The following is a 19,368-nucleotide window of genomic DNA, read 5'->3' on the forward strand; positions in this document are numbered from 1 at the left end:
GTGGAATGAAGATTGAATTTTGCTGTTATTGTATCCAGAAAACAAGTGAAATATGGGTAAAGCAGCAATTTTTGGCGAGGGGGCGCGGGAGGCCTGTGCTAAGATGGATGGATACGTTATTAATAAAACCACATCAGAGACTATCTTGCGGGCACAATTCAACTTGGAACAATTCCAGAGCATGACGCCGCTCGACGGCGTCAATATCTGGTCTTATCTGCTGGACCGCAATGCCGAGCGCATCACGGTAAAACGCCGCAAGCCGGCGCTGGAAAACTTGGAGCGCATCTTCAACGCCACCTTCAAGCTGGCCAACGAGGTCGGCTTCCGCGCGATGAACCTGCGCGACCTGTGCCACGAGACCGGCCTGTCGATGGGCGGCCTGTATGGCTATATCAGCAACAAGGATCAACTGGCGGAGATGATCGAGGACGTGGTGCGCCACGCCACCCACGAGATGCCGCGCCTGTTCGACGACCTGGTCGAGCCGCTCGACAAGCTCGAGGCGCTGATACGCGCGTCGATCTACGTGTCCGAGATTTTGCAGCCGTGGTTTTATTTCGTCTTCATGGATTCGCGGGTGCTGCAGGCGCAGCATCGGCACACGGCCAAGGCGTCGGAGCTGTACGTGCAGTCGCTGTTCGCCGACGTCATCGCGCGCATACCCGGCCGTCCGCCCGGCAGCGCGGACCTGGTCGCGGCGCACATCATGGCCACCTTCCAGGACTGGTACGTCAAGCGCTGGAAGTACCGCGCCGCCAATGTCACGCCCGACATGTTCGCCGACAGCGCCGTGCGGATGATGCGCGGCTATCTGTCGGCCTGATCGTCCCTGTCGCCCGCTTGTTGGCCAGCTTATTGGCCGCGCGGCGCCGGCACGGGCGCGATGTTCTCCGCGCCCGTCGACATCGGCACGACGTTCTCGGCGCCAGGCGCCGTTTCCTCGATGTCGAGCGTGGTGCGCGCGGCGTCGCCGGTGAATTCGTCGTATAGCCACTCGCCGCCAACCTGCGTCATGCCCGCCGGGACCGGACGGTCCTGCGCCGGACGGTCCTTCATCGCCACCTTCATGTAATCGATCCAGATCGGCAGCGCCACGGTGGCGCCGAACTCCTTGCCGCCCAACGATTTCGAATCGTCGTAACCCATCCACGATACCGCCACGATGCCGCCCCCGTAGCCGGCGAACCAGCCGTCGACCGCCTCGCTGGAGGTGCCGGTCTTGCCGGCCATATCGTGGCGGCCGAGGCGCGCCACCGCGCCGCCGGTACCGGTGCGCGTGACCTCGCGCATCATGCTGTCGGTGACGAAGGCGTTGCGCGGATCGATCACGCGGGCCTCGTCGGGCAGGGTGGCGCGCGGCTTGGTCTCGCTGATGATCTTGCCCTCGCCATCGACGATTTTGGCGATCAGGTACGGTTCGACCGAGTAGCCGCCGTTGGCGAACACCGAGTAGGCCCCGGCCATCTGCGCCGGCGTGACCGAGCCGGTACCCAGCGCCATGGTCAGGTTCTTCGGATGCTTGGCCAGGTCGAAACCGAACTTGCCCAGGTAGTTGTGCGCGTAAGGCACGGTGATCGAGCGCAGGATGCGCACCGACACCACGTTCTTGGACTCGGCCAGCGCGTAGCGCATGGTGATCGGGCCGTCGAACTTGCCGTCGTCGTTGCGCGGGCTCCATGGTTCGTTGCCGGTTTCGGCGCCGGTCAGGTCGAGCGGCACGTCGTTGATCAGGGTGGCCGGTGAAAAACCCTTTTCCAGCGAGGCCGAATAGACGAAAGGCTTGATCGCGGAACCGGGCTGGCGCCAGGCTTGCGTGACGTGGTTGAACTTCTGCAGGTTGTAATCGAAGCCGCCGACCAGGGCGTGGTAGCCGCCGCTGACGGCGTCGATGGAGACGAAGGCCGCCGCCACCAGCGGCACCTGCGAGATCGACCAGGCGTTCTTATTGCCCTGCATGATGCGGATCACCGCGCCGGGGCGCAGGCGCACGGCGTCCTTGGCCTTGTCGGTGAGGGCGTTGGCGGCCAGGCGCAGGCCGTCGCCGGTGATGGTGATCTCCTCGCCGGCGGGGTTCTGTACTTTTACGGCCTTCGGACTCGCCTCCAGCACCACGGCCGGAATCAGGCGGTCGCTGCCCGGGCGCTTCTGCAGCGCTTCCTCGATGGCGTCGTCGCGTTCCTCCTCGTCGGCCGGCAACGTGATGAAGGCCTCCGGGCCGCGATAGCCGTGGCGCTGGTCGTAGTTAAGCACATTGCGGCGCACCGATTCATAGGCCGCGTCCTGGTCCGCCTTGAGGATGGTGGTGTAGACGCTGATGCCCTTGGTGTACGAGTCTTCCTTGAACTGGGCGTAGACGGCCTGGCGCGCCAGTTCGGCCACGTACTCGGCGTGGGTGTCGAACTGCTGGCCGCGGGTGCTCACGCGCAGGGTCTGGTGCAGCGCCTTCTGGTACTGGTCCTCGGTGATGTAATCGAGGTCGCGCATCGATTTGAGCACCACGCGCTGGCGTTGTTTGGCGCGTTTCGGATTGACCGCCGGGTTGTGGCGGGCCGGATTCTGCGGCAGGCCGGCCAGCATGGCCATTTCGGCAACATCGAGTTCCTTCAGCGATTTGCCGAAGTACGTCTGCGCCGCGCTGCCAAAGCCGTAGGAGCGCTGGCCCAGGTAGATCTGGTTCATGTACAGCTCCAGGATCTCGTCCTTGCTCAGCGCCGCCTCGATCTTCATGGCCAGCATGATCTCGTTGATTTTGCGGCTATAGAATTTATCGCGCGTCAGGAAGAAATTGCGCGCCACCTGCATGGTGATCGTCGAGCCGCCCTGGCGCCGCGCGCCGCCCAGATTGGCGCGCGCGGCGCCCATCGCGCGCCGCCAATCGAAGCCATTGTGGTCGTAAAACCGCTTGTCCTCGATGGCCAGCACCGCTTTCTTCATCAGCTCCGGCATGTCCTTGATCGGCACGAAGTCGCGGTGTTCCTCGCCGAATTCGCCGATCAGGGCGTTATCGGCGGTGTAGATGCGCAGCGGGATCTTGGGCCGGTAGTCGGTCACGGCGTCGAGCGCCGGCAGATTGGGCGCGACGATCAGCAGCAGGTAGGCCAGTAGCAGGCCGCCGGCGATGAGGGCGGCCGCGCCGGCGACGATGAAGCCGCGAATGGCGTTGCGGCGGGTCAGCCACTTGGGTAGTGCGATAGGGGAAGCGGTCAAAGCTTGATCTCGTGGTGGTCACTGTTGGCCCGATTATAGACCATCAAATTTAAGCCCCGAATTTGATCTCCCTTAACCGAACGTGGCTTTTTGGGGTGGAATGGGGGCCGCACCCTATGAGGAATGGTAAATTTCACGTAACGTAGAGTAACTTAGAGGGTTTCAAGTTAATTTGGCTATACAACCGGGGAAGACATGGCGGAACCGCAGCACACACTCGATTGCGACGTCCTGATAGTGGGCGGCGGCATCAATGGCGCCGGCATCGCGCGCGACGCGGCGGGGCGGGGACTGTCGGTGGTCCTGTGCGAAAAGGACGACCTGGCGTCGCATACTTCATCGGCGTCGACCAAGCTGATACACGGCGGCCTGCGGTATCTGGAATACTACGAGTTCAATCTGGTGCGCAAGGCGCTGATCGAGCGCGAAACGCTGCTGCGCGCCGCTCCGCACATCATGTGGCCAATGCGTTTCGTGATGCCGCACGCGAAAGGACAGCGCCCGGCGCTGCTGATCCGGGCCGGCTTGATGCTCTACGACCTGCTGGCCAAGCGTGAGCTGCTGCCCGCGTCGTCGGGCGTCAACCTGCGCTGCCACGCGGCCGGCAAGCCGCTCAAGCCCGAGTTCCAGCGTGGTTTTATCTACTCGGACGGCTGGGTGGACGACTCGCGGCTGGTGGTGCTGAACGCCATCGACGCTTGCGAGAAGGGCGCCACCATCCTGACGCAGGCGGTCTGCAATTCGCTGGTGCGCAAGGCCGCCGACTGGGAGGCGACCTTGTACAAGCCCAGTTGCGGCAATATCCGCGTCAACGCCCGCTACGTGGTCAACGCCGCCGGCCCCTGGACCGCCGACCTGCTGCACGCGGCGCTGCCCAAGGAGGGCGGCGGCCATCTGCGCCTGATCAAGGGTAGCCATATCGTCGTCAAGCGCATCTTCGAGCATGACAACGCCTATATCTTCCAGCATCCGGACGGGCGCATCGTCTTCGCCATTCCGTATGAGCGCGACTTTACCCTGATCGGCACCACCGACCTCGATTACCACGGCGACGCCAACCAGGTCGCCATCGGCGAGGACGAAATCGCGTATCTGTGCCAGTTGGCCAGCCAGTATTTCGTCAAGCCCATCGTGCCGGCGGACGTGGTGTGGACCTATTCGGGCGTGCGCCCGCTGGTCGAGGATGGCGCCGACGCCAAGGCCGTCACGCGCGACTACCGGCTGGAGGTCGACAGCGACGGTCCGCCGATGCTCAGTGTTTTCGGTGGCAAGATCACCACTTTCCGCAAGCTGGCCGAGGAGGCGGTCGATTTGATCGCCAAGTCGCTGGACAACCGCCATGGCGGATGGACGCACAACGCCTGTCTGCCGGGAGGTGACGTTTACGGCGCCGAGCCGCAGAATAAATCGGTGCTGCAGTTCGATGCGTGGGTGCGCACCATGCAGGCGCGCTATGCGTGGCTGCCGCCGCTGCTGGTGCTGCGCTACGCGCGCGCGTATGGCACGCGGATTCATACGCTGCTGTGCGACCGCACCGATGTCGCCGATATGGGCGAGCAGATCGCGCCGGGGTTGTTCGCGACGGAGGTGGAGTATTTGCGTCGCTACGAGTGGGCGCGCACGGCGCAGGATATCCTTTGGCGGCGCTCGAAACTCGGTCTGCATCTGCCGCCGGATACCGGCGACAAGCTGCAGGCATGGTTGAACGCCAATCCAATGCAACGCACGTGATTTGGATTGACGCTTGGTTATTCGTAGGCGCCCAGGCGGCGCTGTTCGTCCGGGGTGAAACTTGTGTCGCGCAACTGCTGTAACGCGGCGTCTTTCTGTTGCGCCGGTTGTGCCATCAGTGTCGCGCGCTGCGTTAGATATGCGCCGATGCGCGCCTTCCACGCCGCCTCGTCGCGGTCGACGTCGGCCAGGCGCGCGGCGGCCTCCGGCGAAAATGTCGCCGCGCGCAGGCTGTAGACCTCATTGTCGCCGGCACCGCCGGCCCGCAGCCGCGCCACCGATTCCTCCAGCCGGATGATTTTGGCCGGCGCCTCGCGCTCCTCGCGCAACGCCGCGGGCATGCGCCGGTCCAGCTCCGCCACTTTGGCCTGTTTCTGCTCCGCGCTCAAGGTCTTGTCGACGGCCACCTCCAGCCGCGCCACCGCGTCGTCGTCCGCCGTGTCGGTCGCGCCGAACAGGCCCGCGCTTTGCTCCGGCGTGAAATACGTCGAACGCAGAGCGCGCATCGCCGCCAGCCGCGCGCGCGCCGACTGCGCCACGTCGCCGGACGGCGCCAGCTTCGACTCGATGCCCGCCAGCGCCTGTTTATAGGCCAGGTAACTTGACAGCAGGCGCTTCGCCTGCCGCGCCGGTTCGGGCTTGAGGCGCCGGTCGAGCTCCCGTTCGATCTCCGTTCGGATCGCGCCGAGGTCCTTTTCGCCCAGACCCGCCAGATAGTAGTCGAACAAGTGCCCGAGCTCCGCGTCGACCACCAGCTGTTCGCCGTCCAGCGTTTTGATGTCGCCGTCCGGGCGCGTGCCTTCCATCGACGGCACAAACGCGAAAAGGCCGGAACCGGGTTCGCGAACCTGCGCCGGCGGGGGCGGCGGCTCGTCCCGGCTGAAATACAGCGCGCAGCCGGCCAGCAGCAGGGCGGCCATCCCGGCTCTCTTCACGTTCGTGTGCATGACCCGCTCCTAGAGGCCCAGTCCCTGCAGGCGGTTGGCCTGCTGGCGGTAGACCGTCACCGGACTGGTTTCAAACAGGCTGACCAGGCCGGCCGTCTGGTTGACCTCATCGAGGTGGTTCATCGCGTAGTCGTCGCGGATCACGCGGCCCAGATGGCTGGAGCAACTGGCGACCAGACCATCGTTCTTCTCGCCGTTGAAGGCCAGCGCCGTCAACGCGAGCGGCGCGTCGAGCGGATCGAGCACGTTGGTGAGCTGTTTGCCGCCGCTCCAGGAGAAGTAGTGGACGCCGCGCTCCTGGTAGGCGCCTTCGCCGCAGGCCGACGTTGGCACGCCCTCCGGATGGCGGCTGTTGAACGCCAGCGAACCGGCGGTGGTGAGCGAGGTCATGGCCGCCGTGGCGTCCTGCGGCTTGCCGGTGTTGTTCGACACGATGCTCATCAGATTCGCGACCGCGCCGAGCACCACGGCGCTGGCGCCGGGAGCGTTATCCATCAGTATGTCGGCCACCTTCGAGCCCTTGTTCACGCCGCCGACGCTGGTGACCGAAGCCACCAGGTCCGGCCTGACCGAGGCCACGTAGCGCGCCGTGGGGCCGCCGTGGCTATGGCCGATCAGATTGACCTTGGCCGCTCCGGTCACCGCCAGGATTTGCTTGACCTGGGTGAGCATCTGCTCGCCGCGCACCTCCGTGCTGTTGGCCGCCGAGACGGTCGTCACGTACACATTGGCGCCGCCGCTGCGCAGGGCGGAGGTGATGCCGTAAAAGTATTCGAGCGGTCCGACGCTCTCGAAGCCCAAAAAGCCGTGCACCATCACGATCGGATACTTGGTTTGGGTGTAACCGGCCGCCCAGGACGACGCGGGCAGGGTGGTGATGGCGATGAGGGTCGTTGCCACGTATTTCCAGAAGCGATTCTTCATTTTGTCTCCGTTAGTTATTTTTTAGGAAATGAGAAGCTGGGAAGTCGCCGGCGCCATGATCGAAAACAAAGCAAGCGCTCGGTAATTGAATGTAGCACCCTTATTCGAGGAAAGCATGACGCGGCGCAATATCGTGGTAAAAACGATGAAGAGCAAAAAAAATGCCGCCCGGTATCACCCGGGCGGCATCGCGCTCCTTGCGGAGCGGCTGATTAAGGCGGGCGGCTTACTTCACGCCATGCATCAGCTTTTGAATCAATGGCGCGATGATGAACAACAGCACGCCGGCGGCCATCAGCGAGTAGAAACCGAAGGTGTAGCCGGACAGCGCCGACGTCACCGACATGCCGCTTTCGCCGGACACCGCCGAGGCGAAGATGCCCGAAAGGTTGTTGCCGATACCGGTCGACAGGAACCAGCCGCCCATGCCCAGGCCCACCAGGCGTGTAGGCGCCAGCTTGGTCACCATCGACAGGCCGATCGGCGACAGGCACAGCTCACCGATCGATTGCAGCACGTAGACCATGAACAGGGTCCAGAACGGGATCTTGTTGTCGATATCGACCAGCATCGACAGCGCGTACATCAACAGGCCGAAGGCGGCGCCGTTGAACAGCAGGCCCAGACCGAACTTGCGCGGGATCGATGGATTCTTGTTACGCATGGCCACCCAGATGAAGGCGATCAGCGGCGCGAAGGTGATGATCGCCAGCGAATTCACGGTCTGGAACCAGGCCACGGGGAAGGTCCAGTTGAACATTTCGCGGTCGACGATTTTCTCGGCCAGGAAGGTGAACGAGCTGCCCGCCTGCTCGAAGAACATCCAGAACATGATGTTGAAGAAGAAGATCAGCAGCATGGCGATGACGCGGTCGCGCGCGACCTTGCCGTTCTTGATCCCCTCGATCATCAACATGACAGCCAGCAGGATGAACAGCACCGTCAGCACGGCCTGCAGGCTCTTGGCGCCGGCGGCGAGCAGCAGGTAGACCACCGGGATCACGCACAGCGAGCCCAGTACCACATACAGCAGGCGTTTTGGATCGCTGCTTTGCGCGTCCGGGGCGCCGATGCCTTTCAGATTGCGGCGGCCGATGAAGAACCACACCAGGCTAATCAGCATGCCGACGCCGGCCGACATGAACACCACTTTGTAAGCGGGCATGCCGTTGGTGCCGAAAATCGCCGTGGCGAGCCACTCGGTCAGCACCGGGGCGACCATCGCGCCGGAGTTGATACCCATGTAGAAAATGGTGAAGCCCGAATCGCGGCGGGTGTCGCCGGTGGAGTACAGCTTGCCGACCATGGTCGAGATGTTCGGCTTGAACATGCCGTTGCCGACGATGATGGTGGCCAGGCCAAGCTTGAACACCGTCTGGTCGGGGAAGGCGATCATGAACAGGCCTGCGGCCATGAAGGCCGCGCCGACCAGGATGGAGCGCTGGTATCCCAGCACGCGGTCGGCGACATAGCCGCCGAACAGCGCGGCGGCGTAGACCAGCGCGAGGTAGGAGCCGTAGACCAGATTGGCGGCCGATTCGCCGGACGAATCGCCGTTATAGAATTGTGCGACGACGTAGAGCACGAGCGCCCAACGGATGCCGTAGAAAGCGAAACGCTCCCAGAATTCGGTCATGAACAACATCCAGAGCGGGGCCGGGTGGCCCATGATCTGTTTGAACTCGGGAATAGCGACTTCCGTGTTGGTGGTGGTAGCACCGCTCATGCGGCTTCTCCTAATTTATGATCGATTAAAAGTGTCTCCGGCTCCCTTGTGGGGGGCCAAATTGGGCGCCATTTTAATCTACAAACGCGGCGCGACGCACTTTTTGTGGCGGCCGCTGCAAGGTTGTGTCATTTGTGATAATAAATCCCGAATCGGTGAAGAATGGATGCGGCGCACAATCTCCGGCCCAAAGATTGCCGAGTTGTCGTATATTGGCATTGCAGGCCTACTACGTGACATCGAATCTGAATAAGGATTTACGCAACATGGAACATGACGTTATCGATACTTTGATTTCGCCCGAAGGACAGCTGGAGATCCTTTCGAAGGCGGAAGTGAACAAGCTGCTCGACACAAGCCAGGGCGGCCTATATAACGTCTTTCGCAATTGCGCACTGGCCGTGCTCAATTGCGGCAGCACCATCGACGACGGCAAGGAGCTGCTGGAACGTTACGAGTCCTTCTCGATCAGCATCGTGCAGCGCGAGCGCGGCATCAAGCTCGATATCAAGGGCGCGCCGGCGATCGCCTTCGTCGACGGCAAGATGATCAAGGGCATCCACGAACACCTGTTCGCGGTGCTGCGCGATATCGTCTTCGTCAGCAACGAGGTGACCGATACGCAGAAGTTCGACATGAGCCGCACCGAGGACATCACCGACGCGGTCTTCCACATCCTGCGCAACGCCGGCGTGCTCAAGCCGATGTTGAACCCGAACCTGGTGGTGTGCTGGGGCGGACACTCGATCAACCGCGCCGAGTATAACTACTCGAAGGAAGTGGGCTATCAAATGGGCCTGCGCGACCTGGACATCTGCACCGGCTGCGGTCCGGGCGCGATGAAAGGCCCGATGAAGGGCGCCACCATCGGTCACGCCAAGCAGCGCCTGGCCCACGGCCGCTATCTGGGCATCACGGAGCCGGGCATCATCGCCGCCGAATCGCCGAACCCCATCGTCAACGAACTGGTGATCATGCCGGATATCGAAAAACGCCTGGAGGCGTTCGTGCGCACCGGTCACGGCATCGTCGTGTTCCCGGGCGGCGCCGGCACCGCCGAGGAGATCCTGTACATCCTGGGCATCCTGCTGCATCCCGATAACGCGGAGATCCCGTTCCCTCTGGTGTTCACCGGACCGGAGACGTCGCGCGAGTACTTCGTGCAGATCAACCAGTTCATCCTCGATACCTTGGGGCCCGAGGCGCAACAGCGCTACAAGATCATCATCGACGATCCGGAACTGGTGGCGCGCGAGATGCAGGCCGGGATCAAGCAGGTGCGCGAGTTCCGCAAGAGCCGCAGCGACGCCTATTACTACAACTGGGGCCTGAAGATCGACCGCGAGTTCCAGAAGCCGTTCGCGCCGACGCACGAGAACATGCGCAATCTGAGTCTGCACAAGAACCAGGAAGTGCATCTGCTGGCGGCGAACCTGCGCCGGGCGTTTTCCGGTGTGGTGGCGGGTAACGTCAAGGACGAGGGCATCCGCGCGATCGAGAAGTTCGGCCACTTCGAGATCCATGGCGACAAGGAGATCATGGGGCCGATGGATGCGCTGCTGGCGTCGTTCGTCGAGCAGAGCCGGATGAAGTTGGCGGGCAAGGCGTATACGCCTTGTTATCGCGTGATCCAGTAAAACCCAATTGTCCGTGCGCGTGATGTCGCGTGTGCGTGGTGGTGGGGTCGTACCCCGTACGGAGTACGACCCCTTTTACGGTTCGGGGTTCTTCACGCAGGCCAATCCCGCTGGCCGCGCCCCTCCATTTCGCGGTCGATGTAGAACGCGGCGCTGACCAGGGCCAGATGTGTGAACCCCTGCGGGAAATTGCCGGTCAACTTGGCGCGCTCGTCGAATTCCTCGGCATACAACTGGAGGTGATTCGCATATCGCAGCAGCTTTTCGAAGATCATTCGCGCCTGGTCCATCCGTCCTGCGCGCGCCAAACACTCCACATGCCAGAATGAACAGGCCGAGAATGCGCCTTCCTTGCCCGGCAAGCCATCATCGCGCTTGTAGCGGAACACCATGCCGTCGTCCGTGAGCCGGGTGCCGATGGCGTCCAAGGTGGCCAGCCAGCGCGGGTCGGTGGCGCCGACGAACCGCACCAGCGGCATCAACAGCAGCGCCGCGTCGAGATCCTTGCCGCCGCGCTCCTCGACAAAATGCCCCAGCTTCTCGTTCCAGAAATTGGTCCAGATGTCGTCGTGGATCGCGTTGCGCACCTTCATCCAGCGCGTGAAAGGCGCCGCCAGCGAGCGTTTGCTGGCCAGCCGGATCGCCCGGTCGATCGCAACCCAGCACATGAGCCGCGAATGCAAATGGTGGCTCGGTGGCCCGCGCACCTCCCAGATGCCGGCGTCGGCCTCGTTCCAGTGGCGGCAAACGTAGTCGATCACGCGGCACACGCCCAGCCAGCGGTCGTGCGAGATGGCCTCTCCATACTTGTTACTCAGGTAGATGGAGTCCATCAACTCGCCGTAGATATCGAGCTGCAGTTGCGTGACGGCGTCGTTGCCGATGCGGACCGGTGCCGCGCCGTGGTAGCCGCCCAGGTGCTCCAACGTGGTCTCGGGCGAAATCTCGCCGCCATCGAGCGCATACATCACTTGCATTTGCCCGCCCTTGCTGGAGTGGAGCGCACGGTCGCCCAGCCAGCGATAGAAGTCCTTGGCCTCGTTGTGATAACCGAGCCGCATCAGCGCGTAGATCGAGAACGACGAATCGCGTATCCACGCGGCGCGATAGTCCCAATTGCGGATGCCGCCGCGCGCCTCGGGCAGGGCGAAGGTGCCGGCGGCCGCGATCGAGCCGTGTCGGCGCGACGTCAGCAGTTTCAATACCAGCGCGGAGCGGGTAACCGCGTCGCGCCAGCGGCCCTTGTAGGTCGACTGCCCGGCCCAGACGCGCCAGCGGGCGATGGTGGCGTCGATCAGCTGGCCGATGGCGTCGGCGTCGATTAGTTCTTCGTGCGGCTCGTCGAGCATGAAGGTCACGCTCTGGCCGGCGCGCAGGGTCACGCTGGCGCTCACTTCACCTTCGCCCTTGACGAAATCGGCCTCGCCGCTCAGGCGCAGCGATGGATTGCCTTTGCCGGAAAAGATCGCGCTGCCTTTTTTGACGGAGACCGAGGGGACGACGCGTGCATAGTCATAGCGCGGCGTGCAGCGCAGGGTGATCGTCACCTTGCCACGGGTGACAGTCACGCGCCGCACCAGCCGGGTGGGAGCCTCGCCGACATCGTCGGTGTCGATCATCAGGTCGGTGATTTCGGCGCTGGCGTCGCTGCCCATCCAGCGCGTCAGCAGCACGTTGGTGTCGGGCATATACATCTGGACGATGCGCGGATCGTCGATCCGTGGCGACAGTTCGAACACGCCGCCCTTGGCGGCGTCCAGCAAGCCGGCGAAGATGCTCGGGCTGTCGAGGTTGGGCCAGCACATATAGTCGATGGCGCCGTCGCAGGCCACCAGGGCGATGGTGGCGAGATTGCCGATGACGCCGTGGTCGGCGATGTCGCGTTCCGCGCGCTCCGCGTTTTTAGCGGGCGCCTTTGGCTTTGGTGGGGTTTTGGCAGCCGTCCTGGCCTTGGCGCCGGCGGCCATCAGCCGTTGTCCTCGAAGCCCGGATACAGCGCCATGCCGCCATCGACGAACAGCGTGCTGCCGACCACATAGTCCGCCATGTCGGATGCCAGGAACAGCGCCGCGTGGGCGACATCCTCCGGCTTGCCCACGCGGCCATACGGGATCAGTTTAAGCAGTTCGGGGCTGCCGCCGTCGGCGGTCACCTCGGCGTTGATCGGGGTCTTGATGGCGCCCGGCGCGATTGCATTGATGCGAATTTTTTCAGGCGCCACTTCCTGCGCCATGGTTTCCATCAGCAGGTGCACGCCGCCTTTGGATGCCGCGTAGTTGACATGGCCGGCCCACGGGATGCGCTGGTGGACGGAGCTCATGCAGATGATCTTCCCGAGCGCGCGCGAGACTTCGCGCTGGCCCTGTTTGCGGAACAGGCGCACGGCTTCGCGCATGCACAGGAACTGGCCCGTCAAATTGGTCTTAAGGATGCCTTCCCACTGGGCCAGCGTCATGTCCGCGCTGGGAGCGTCGTCCTGGCGGCCGGAGTTGGCCACCACGATGTCGACGGCGCCGAATCGTTTCACTGCCGCGTCGAACAGGGCTAGGACGTCGCTCTCTTCGCCGACGTCCGCCTGGACCGCGATCGCCTGTCCGCCATCGGCGGCGATCAGCGCGACCACTTCGTCCGCCTGGTCCTTGTTGGTGTGGTAGTTGACCACCACGTTGGCGCCGGCCTTGGCGAATTCCAGCGCGATGCCGCGTCCCAGGCCGGAATTGGAGCCGGTGACGATGGCGGTTTGGTTTTGCAGCGTGACGTGCATGATGGGGGCTCCTTGCGAAGATGTGATCCCATTCTAGGCCTGCCTGGCGATTCCTGCAGCGCGCCTATCATCACGTAATGCTCCCACCGCACGCAAGCCGCAAAATCCCGGACGAAAAAAAACCGCTCGGAGGAGCGGTTTTTGCGGAACGCTTACTCTTCGCGGCGCAAGTGCGGGAACAGCAGCACGTCGCGGATGTTCGGCGAGTCGGTGATGATCATCATCAGGCGATCGATGCCGATGCCGCAACCGCCGGCCGGCGGCATGCCGTATTCCAGCGCGCGGATGTAGTCGGCGTCGTAGAACATCGCCTCTTCATCGCCGGCGTCCTTGGCGGCCACCTGGGCCAGGAAGCGGGCCGACTGGTCTTCGGCGTCGTTCAACTCCGAGAAGCCGTTGGCGATCTCGCGGCCGACCATGAACAGCTCGAAGCGCTCGGTGATGCCCGCTTCCGTATCGGAGGCGCGCGCCAGCGGCGACACTTCGGCCGGGTAGTCGATGATGAAGGTCGGTTCCCACAGCTGCGCTTCGGCGGTTTCCTCGAACAGCGCCAGTTGCAGCGCGCCCAGACCGGCGGTGGCGAACGGCTTGACGCCGAACTTCAGCAGTTCCTTCTTGATGAACTCAGCGTCCTTCAGCTGCTCCGGGGTGTAGCCCGGCGCGTACTTGTTGATCGCCTCGACGATGGTCAGGCGGTGGAAGGCCTTGGCCAGGTCCAGTTCCTTGCCGCCGTAGGTCAGGGTCGCGGTGCCGTGGGCATCGATAGCTGCCTGGCGGATGATCTCCTCGGTGAAGTTCATGATCCACTTGTAGTCGGTGTAGGCCGCGTAGAACTCCATCATCGTGAATTCAGGGTTGTGACGGATCGACACGCCTTCGTTGCGGAAGTTGCGGTTGATCTCGAACACGCGGTCGAAGCCGCCCACCACCAGGCGCTTCAGGTACAGCTCGGGCGCGATACGCAGGAACATCTGCATGTCCAGCGCGTTGTGGTGGGTGATGAACGGCTTGGCCGCCGCGCCGCCCGGAATGGCGTGCAGCATCGGCGTTTCCACTTCCATGAACTCGTTCTTTTCCATGAAACGGCGCATCGACGAAATCGCGGCGGTGCGCGCCTTGAAGGTGCGGCGCGTTTCTTCGTTCATGATCAGATCGACGTAACGCTGGCGGTACTTGGTTTCCTGATCGGCCAGGCCGTGGAATTTGTCCGGCAGCGGGCGCAGCGACTTGGTGATCAGACGCAGCTCGCTGACCTTGATGGTCAGTTCATCGGTCTTGGTCTTGAACAGCGTGCCGACCACGCCCAGGATGTCGCCCAGATCGTAGTGGTGCAGCGCGGCCATCGCGGCTTCGCCGGTCAGGTCCAGGGTGGCGTAGATCTGGATGCGGCCGTCGGCCTTGGGGCCGGACGAATCCTGCAGCGTGGCGAAAGCGGCCTTCTTGCCGGCTTCGCGCTTGAGCATCATGCGGCCTGCCAGAACGACGGAGACCGGATTGGCTTCCAGCTCTTCGCGCGACTTCTCGCCGTATTGCACGTGCAGATCGGCTGCCTTGTGCTGGGGTTTGAAGTCGTTCGGGAAGGCGACGCCTTGTTCGCGCAGGGCGGCCAGCTTGGCGCGGCGCTCGGCGATGATCTTGTTCTCGTCGGGCGCTGCTGCTTGTTCTTGAAGATCCGTAGTCATGGTCTGTTTCTAGGTTGAGGTGATGATTAGTTGGCGGCCGCGGCGTCAACATACGGCTCGGACGCGAACAGCGCGTCGATATCGAGCTCGCTGAAGTCGCGCGCCACGGCGATGACGTTGTCGTATTCGGCGAAGGCTTCGGCCGGCAGGGTGGTGGTCAGGACGACCGCACGCATGCCGGCGCGGCGGGCCGCCTCCACGCCCAGCGGCGCGTCTTCGAAGACGATGCTGTTGGCGGGCAGGGCGCCGGCGCGTTCGGCGGCCAGCAGGAACACGTCCGGATTCGGCTTGCCGCGCGCCACATCGGCGGCGCCGGCGATGGCGTCGAACTGCTTGCGCAGATCCAGGCCGTCGAGCGTGAAGTCGATGTTCTCGTTGGGCGCTGCGGTGGCCACGGCCAGTTTGATGCCGGCGCTTTTGGCGGCGGCGATGAACAGGTCGAAGCCCTTGGTCACCGCCAGGTGCGGCGCATACAGCTCGCGGTACAGCGATTCCTTCTCGAAGTCGAGCGCCGCGCTTTCTTCCCTGGTCAGGTGGTCGCCCAGGTAGGTGCGCATGATTTCATGGCCCTGGCGGCCGGCCGTGTCGCGGAAAAACGCGTCCGGGTCCAGGGTGTGGCCGCGACGCTCGAAAAAGGCCAGCCACGACTTGGTGTGGAAGGCCATGTTGTCGACGATGGTGCCGTCCATATCGAAGATGAACGCGCGCGCCGTTGAAGATGCTGCTGATGTCATTTATACGCCTTGTTTGAGCGAAGCGGAGATGAAGTCGTCCAGGTCGCCGTCCAGCACGCCCTTGGTGTTACCGGTCTCGAAGTTGGTGCGCAAATCCTTGATGCGCGACTGATCCAGCACATAGGAGCGGATCTGGTGGCCCCAGCCGACGTCGGTTTTGGAGTCTTCCAGTTTCTGCTGCTCGCTCATGCGCTTGCGCAGTTCCATTTCGTACAGCTTCGCCTTCAGCATTTCCATCGCCTCGGCCTTGTTGCGGTGCTGCGAGCGGTCGTTCTGGCACTGCACCACGATACCGGACGGGCCGTGCGTCAGGCGGACGGCGGAATCGGTCTTGTTAATGTGCTGGCCACCGGCGCCGGACGCGCGGTAGGTATCGATGCGCAGGTCGGCCGGATTGATCTCGATGTCGATCGAGTCATCGACTTCCGGATAGACGAACAGCGACGTGAACGACGTGTGGCGGCCGTTGGCAGAGTCGAACGGCGACTTGCGCACCAGGCGGTGCACGCCGGTCTCGGTGCGCAGGAAGCCGTAGGCGTAGTCGCCTTCGACCTTGATGGTGGCGGTCTTGATGCCGGCCACCTCGCCGTCGGACTGCTCCATGATCTCGACCTTGAAGCCTTTGCGCTCGCAGTAGCGCAGGTACTGGCGCAGCAGCATCGAGGCCCAGTCCTGGGCTTCGGTGCCGCCGGCGCCGGCCTGGATGTCGATGAAGCAGTTGTTCGGGTCCATCGGATTGTTGAACATCCGGCGGAACTCCATGCCCTCGATGACCTTGCGCACTTCCTCGGCGTCGACGATCAGCGCCTCGAGCGTGTCGTCGTCGCCTTCCTCCTTGGCCATGGCGAACAGGTCGCCCATGTCTTTGAGGTCGGTGTCGGCCTTGGTCAGCGCGCTGACGATCGCCTCCAGCGATTTTTTCTCTTTGCCGAGATCCTGGGCCTTTTTCGGGTCGTTCCAGACCGTCGGGTCTTCCAGTTCTTCGTTTACTTGTTCGAGTTTCTCTGACTTTTTATCGAAGTCAAAGATACCTCCGTAGTTCGGCTTCGCGCGTGGTCAGATCGGCGAGCAGGGCGGAGAGGGCGTTGATGCGTTCGGCTTCCATGTTTTCTTCTTCTCTAGGCTGAAATCAAACCTTGGATTATACCGGATGAGGGTTGTTGCCGGGCGCCTGTCTGTCCGTGCCAGCGAAAAGTGCCTGGCTAAGCGCCTGGCGGGCACGGCTCTTGCATACCGGCAGTCACCGCTGAGTTGTAAAATACTGACATTTTAGTCACGGGGGGTATAAAATATGCACCCATTCGGTGACCGATGTTGATGCAAAGAAATGCCGTTGGCGTCCCGTCACCCCGGCCCAAAAAATTGCCACTCCATTTATCGATACCTATGCGCGCGTCCCTCGTCCTGCCCATTTTGCTGATCGGCTGCGGCAGCCTGCCGGAGCACGGGTCGACGCCGGCCGGCACCGAGGCCACCCTGGCGCTGCTGGAGACGACGGACCTGCACGCGAACGTTCTCGGTTACGACTACTACAAGCTCAAGGCCGATCCATCGATTGGACTGGAGCGCACCGCCACGCTGATCAAACAGGCGCGCGCCGAATTCCCCAACAATCTGCTGCTCGATAACGGCGACGCGCTGCAAGGCACGGCGCTGGCCGACTATCAGGCGCTGGTCGCGCCGGTCGGCTGCGACCAGCCGCCGGCGATCTACAAGGCGATGAATCTGCTGGGCGTCGACGGCGCCGGCATCGGCAACCACGAATTCAATTACGGCCTGGCGTACCTGAACCAGGTCACTGGCAGCCATTTCGATGTCGAAGGCGTCGCCGCAGACGCGCCGCGCTGCGCCGGTCCCGCCTTCCCGATCGTGCTGGCGAATATCTACAGCGCCAGGACCAAACAGCCGCTGTTCGCGCCATACAGCATCCTCACGCGCCGAATCGCCGCCACCGCCCCGGATGGCAAACCGGTGACGGCCACCATCAAGGTGGGCATCATCGGCTTCGCGCCGCCGGGCATTCTGTCGTGGGACAAGCACTGGCTGGACGGAAAAGTATACGCCGAGGGCGTGCGCGAAACGGCGCTGAAGTACATCCCGCAAATGCGCGCGCAAGGCGCCGATCTGGTGGTGGCGATCTCGCATGGCGGACTCGATGGCGCGCCGTACACGCCTGAGATGGAGAACGCCAATTACCATCTGGCGCAGGTGCCGGGTGTGGATGCGATGCTGATCGGCCACGCGCACCAGCAGTTCCCGAACGCGGCCAGCACCGTCGATTCGTTCAATCTGCCGGGCGTGGACAAAGCCGCGGGCACGGTACAAGGCGTGCCGGCGGTGATGGCCAGCCTGTGGGGCAAGCACCTGGGAGTGATCGGCCTGCGGTTGAAGTACGACGGCAAGGCCTGGATCGTCGACAAAAGCCGCACCACGGTCGAAGCGCGCGGCACGCGGAACCCCGACCGCAGCTACGTCGCGGCCGATCCGGCGGTCGGGGCGCTGATCGCCGCCGAGCACGAGGCGACCATCCGCTACGTGCGGGCGCCGCTGGGCACCAGCGACTTCCGGATGTCGTCCTACTTCGCCGATGTCGGCGACGTCAGCGCCATCCAGCTGGTGAATCAGGCGCAGACCGACTATGTTGTGAACTACGTCAAGGCCAGCCTGCCGAATTACGCGGGCTTGCCGGTGCTGTCGATGGCGTCGCCGTTCAAGGCCGGCGCGGCGGGCGTGGGAGACTACACCGACGTCAAGGCCGGCGGCGTGGCGCTCAACAACGCCGCCGACCTGTATCTGTATCCGAACGCGCTGCACGCCGTGAAGCTGGACGGCGCCGGCCTCAAAGCATGGCTGGAAAAGTCGGCCGAGCGCTTCAACCGCATTGATCCCGCCAGCGGGGCGCAGCAGGAGTTGGTCAATTCGTCCTTCTCCAGCTTTAACTTCGACATGCTGACCAGCGCCGACGTCAGTTACCGGATCGACGTGACCAAACCGGCCGGCCAGCGCATCGTCGCGCTGCACTATAAAGGTGCGCCGGTCGCACCGTCGCAGGAGTTCCTGGTGGCGACCAATAACTACCGTGCCAGCGGCGGAGGCAATTTTCCCGGCCTGAATGGCGGCAAGACGGTGCTGGCGGCGCCGGACAGCAGCCGGGATGTGCTGATTTCTTATATCAAGCAAGCCAGGACGCTGACCCGCGCGCGCAACGGGTCGACCCGAAGCTGGCGGTTCGTACCGGTGGCGACCAAGGGAGCGGTGGTGTTTCACGCGCCGCCCAATATGATCGAACTGGCCAGGGAGGCCGGCCTGACGGCGGTCTCGCAGATCGAACCGGATGATGGCGGCGGCAAGGGCTTTGCCCTGTACGCCATCGATTTGTCGAAGTGAGTGGAGGACCCATGGGACCCATCATGCGAAAAATATGTGCGGTATTGACGTTGCTGGCGGCGGGCGTGGGGCCGGTCTGCGCGGCGCCGCTGGACGAGGCGCGTTTGTACCTGCGCGGCGGCCAGGGCGTCAGTGTCGATCTGCCGAAGGCGTTCGCCCTGTTCTCCGGGGCGGCCAAGGCCGGCGATCCCCAAGCCGCTTATTATCTCGGCATGATGTACCAGAACGGCATGTCCGTCCCGCGCGACGCCAAGGCCGCCGCGCACTGGTTGCAGTTCGCCGCCAACCGCCAGATGCCGGCGGCGATGTTCGCGCTGGCGAACCTGTATCTGAGCGGCGATGGCGTCAAGCGCGACGAGCAGGCGGCGCGCCGCCTGATCGAAAAGGCCGCCGATCTTGACTATCCGGACGCGGTGATGGCGATGGCCATCGGCCTGCGCGACGGCTCCATGGGTTTCGAACGCAACGAGGCGCTGGCCGAGACCCAGATGCGCTTCGCCAACCGCGCCTTGAAGCAGAAGCCCACCGGCGGCATGTAGCATCCGGCGGCATCCCGCCGCCGTCATCTTCTCCCCATCCTTCCTTACTGCTTGCTTACACGCCGCGGGCCTTGTGCCTTGCGGCGC

At 63.4% G+C, this 19,368-nt stretch carries 14 protein-coding genes; 5 read left to right on the forward strand and 9 right to left on the reverse strand.

What is annotated here, in order from left to right:
* The first annotated feature begins 145 nt into the window (after positions 1-145).
* On the forward strand, positions 146-826 hold the full coding sequence (locus MRBLMU1_RS14990) for a TetR/AcrR family transcriptional regulator (protein ID WP_363502679.1): 681 nt from the start codon (positions 146-148) through the stop codon (positions 824-826).
* A gap of 29 nt (positions 827-855) precedes the next feature.
* On the opposite strand, the gene MRBLMU1_RS14995 is transcribed toward MRBLMU1_RS14990, so the two are convergent.
* Positions 856-3,210: a penicillin-binding protein 1A gene (locus MRBLMU1_RS14995; RefSeq protein WP_363502681.1), complete on the reverse strand. Its 2,355-nt coding sequence runs from the start codon at positions 3,208-3,210 to the stop codon at positions 856-858.
* A 195-nt stretch (positions 3,211-3,405) separates the two neighbouring features.
* Between MRBLMU1_RS14995 and glpD the strand changes: the two genes are divergently transcribed.
* Positions 3,406-4,941: a glycerol-3-phosphate dehydrogenase gene (gene glpD / locus MRBLMU1_RS15000; RefSeq protein ID WP_363502683.1), complete on the forward strand. Its 1,536-nt coding sequence runs from the start codon at positions 3,406-3,408 to the stop codon at positions 4,939-4,941.
* 17 nt (positions 4,942-4,958) lie between these two features.
* Here glpD and MRBLMU1_RS15005 read toward each other — a convergent pair whose 3' ends face one another.
* The 3 genes from MRBLMU1_RS15005 to MRBLMU1_RS15015 all read right to left on the reverse strand — a co-directional run bounded on the left by MRBLMU1_RS15005 (position 4,959) and on the right by MRBLMU1_RS15015 (position 8,538).
* Positions 4,959-5,888 carry a lipase secretion chaperone gene (locus MRBLMU1_RS15005; protein ID WP_363502685.1) on the reverse strand — a complete coding sequence of 310 codons (930 nt, stop codon included), beginning with the start codon at positions 5,886-5,888 and terminating at the stop codon, positions 4,959-4,961.
* A gap of 9 nt (positions 5,889-5,897) precedes the next feature.
* Positions 5,898-6,812, reverse strand: a complete 915-nt coding sequence (locus tag MRBLMU1_RS15010) for a lipase family alpha/beta hydrolase (protein ID WP_363502687.1) — start codon at positions 6,810-6,812, stop codon at positions 5,898-5,900.
* A 226-nt stretch (positions 6,813-7,038) separates the two neighbouring features.
* Complete coding sequence (locus MRBLMU1_RS15015) at positions 7,039-8,538, reverse strand: peptide MFS transporter (protein ID WP_363502689.1); 1,500 nt, start codon at positions 8,536-8,538, stop codon at positions 7,039-7,041.
* 266 nt (positions 8,539-8,804) lie between these two features.
* Between MRBLMU1_RS15015 and ppnN the strand changes: the two genes are divergently transcribed.
* Positions 8,805-10,175: a nucleotide 5'-monophosphate nucleosidase PpnN gene (gene ppnN, locus MRBLMU1_RS15020; RefSeq protein WP_363502691.1), complete on the forward strand. Its 1,371-nt coding sequence runs from the start codon at positions 8,805-8,807 to the stop codon at positions 10,173-10,175.
* Positions 10,176-10,267: 92 nt separating this feature from the next.
* On the opposite strand, the gene MRBLMU1_RS15025 is transcribed toward ppnN, so the two are convergent.
* From MRBLMU1_RS15025 to prfB, 5 genes are all read right to left on the reverse strand, one after another.
* Positions 10,268-12,142, reverse strand: a complete 1,875-nt coding sequence (locus tag MRBLMU1_RS15025; protein WP_363502693.1) for a glycoside hydrolase family 15 protein — start codon at positions 12,140-12,142, stop codon at positions 10,268-10,270.
* Positions 12,142-12,939 carry a glucose 1-dehydrogenase gene (locus tag MRBLMU1_RS15030; protein ID WP_363502695.1) on the reverse strand — a complete coding sequence of 266 codons (798 nt, stop codon included), beginning with the start codon at positions 12,937-12,939 and terminating at the stop codon, positions 12,142-12,144. Before MRBLMU1_RS15030 ends, MRBLMU1_RS15025 begins: the two co-directional genes overlap by 1 nt.
* Before the next feature lie 152 nt (positions 12,940-13,091).
* Positions 13,092-14,621 (reverse strand): lysine--tRNA ligase, encoded by a 1,530-nt coding sequence (lysS, locus tag MRBLMU1_RS15035; protein WP_363502697.1) that lies wholly within the window; start codon positions 14,619-14,621, stop codon positions 13,092-13,094.
* A 26-nt stretch (positions 14,622-14,647) separates the two neighbouring features.
* Positions 14,648-15,355 (reverse strand): HAD family hydrolase, encoded by a 708-nt coding sequence (locus MRBLMU1_RS15040; protein WP_363502699.1) that lies wholly within the window; start codon positions 15,353-15,355, stop codon positions 14,648-14,650.
* Positions 15,356-16,460, reverse strand: a protein-coding gene (gene prfB / locus MRBLMU1_RS15045; protein ID WP_363502701.1) for a peptide chain release factor 2 whose coding sequence is annotated in 2 segments (ribosomal slippage) — positions 15,356-16,378 and positions 16,380-16,460 — 1,104 coding nt in all. Because the reading frame shifts where the segments join, the coding sequence is not laid out codon by codon here. It abuts the gene before it with no gap.
* Positions 16,461-16,741: 281 nt separating this feature from the next.
* Between prfB and MRBLMU1_RS15050 the strand changes: the two genes are divergently transcribed.
* Complete coding sequence (locus tag MRBLMU1_RS15050; protein ID WP_363502703.1) at positions 16,742-18,742, forward strand: bifunctional 2',3'-cyclic-nucleotide 2'-phosphodiesterase/3'-nucleotidase; 2,001 nt, start codon at positions 16,742-16,744, stop codon at positions 18,740-18,742.
* Between the two features lie 23 nt (positions 18,743-18,765).
* Positions 18,766-19,281 (forward strand): tetratricopeptide repeat protein, encoded by a 516-nt coding sequence (locus MRBLMU1_RS15055; protein ID WP_363502705.1) that lies wholly within the window; start codon positions 18,766-18,768, stop codon positions 19,279-19,281.
* The last annotated feature ends 87 nt before the right edge of the window (positions 19,282-19,368 follow it).

It is taken from the genome of Burkholderia sp. LMU1-1-1.1 (assembly GCF_040675865.1).
Classification (GTDB): domain Bacteria; phylum Pseudomonadota; class Gammaproteobacteria; order Burkholderiales; family Burkholderiaceae_D; genus Rugamonas.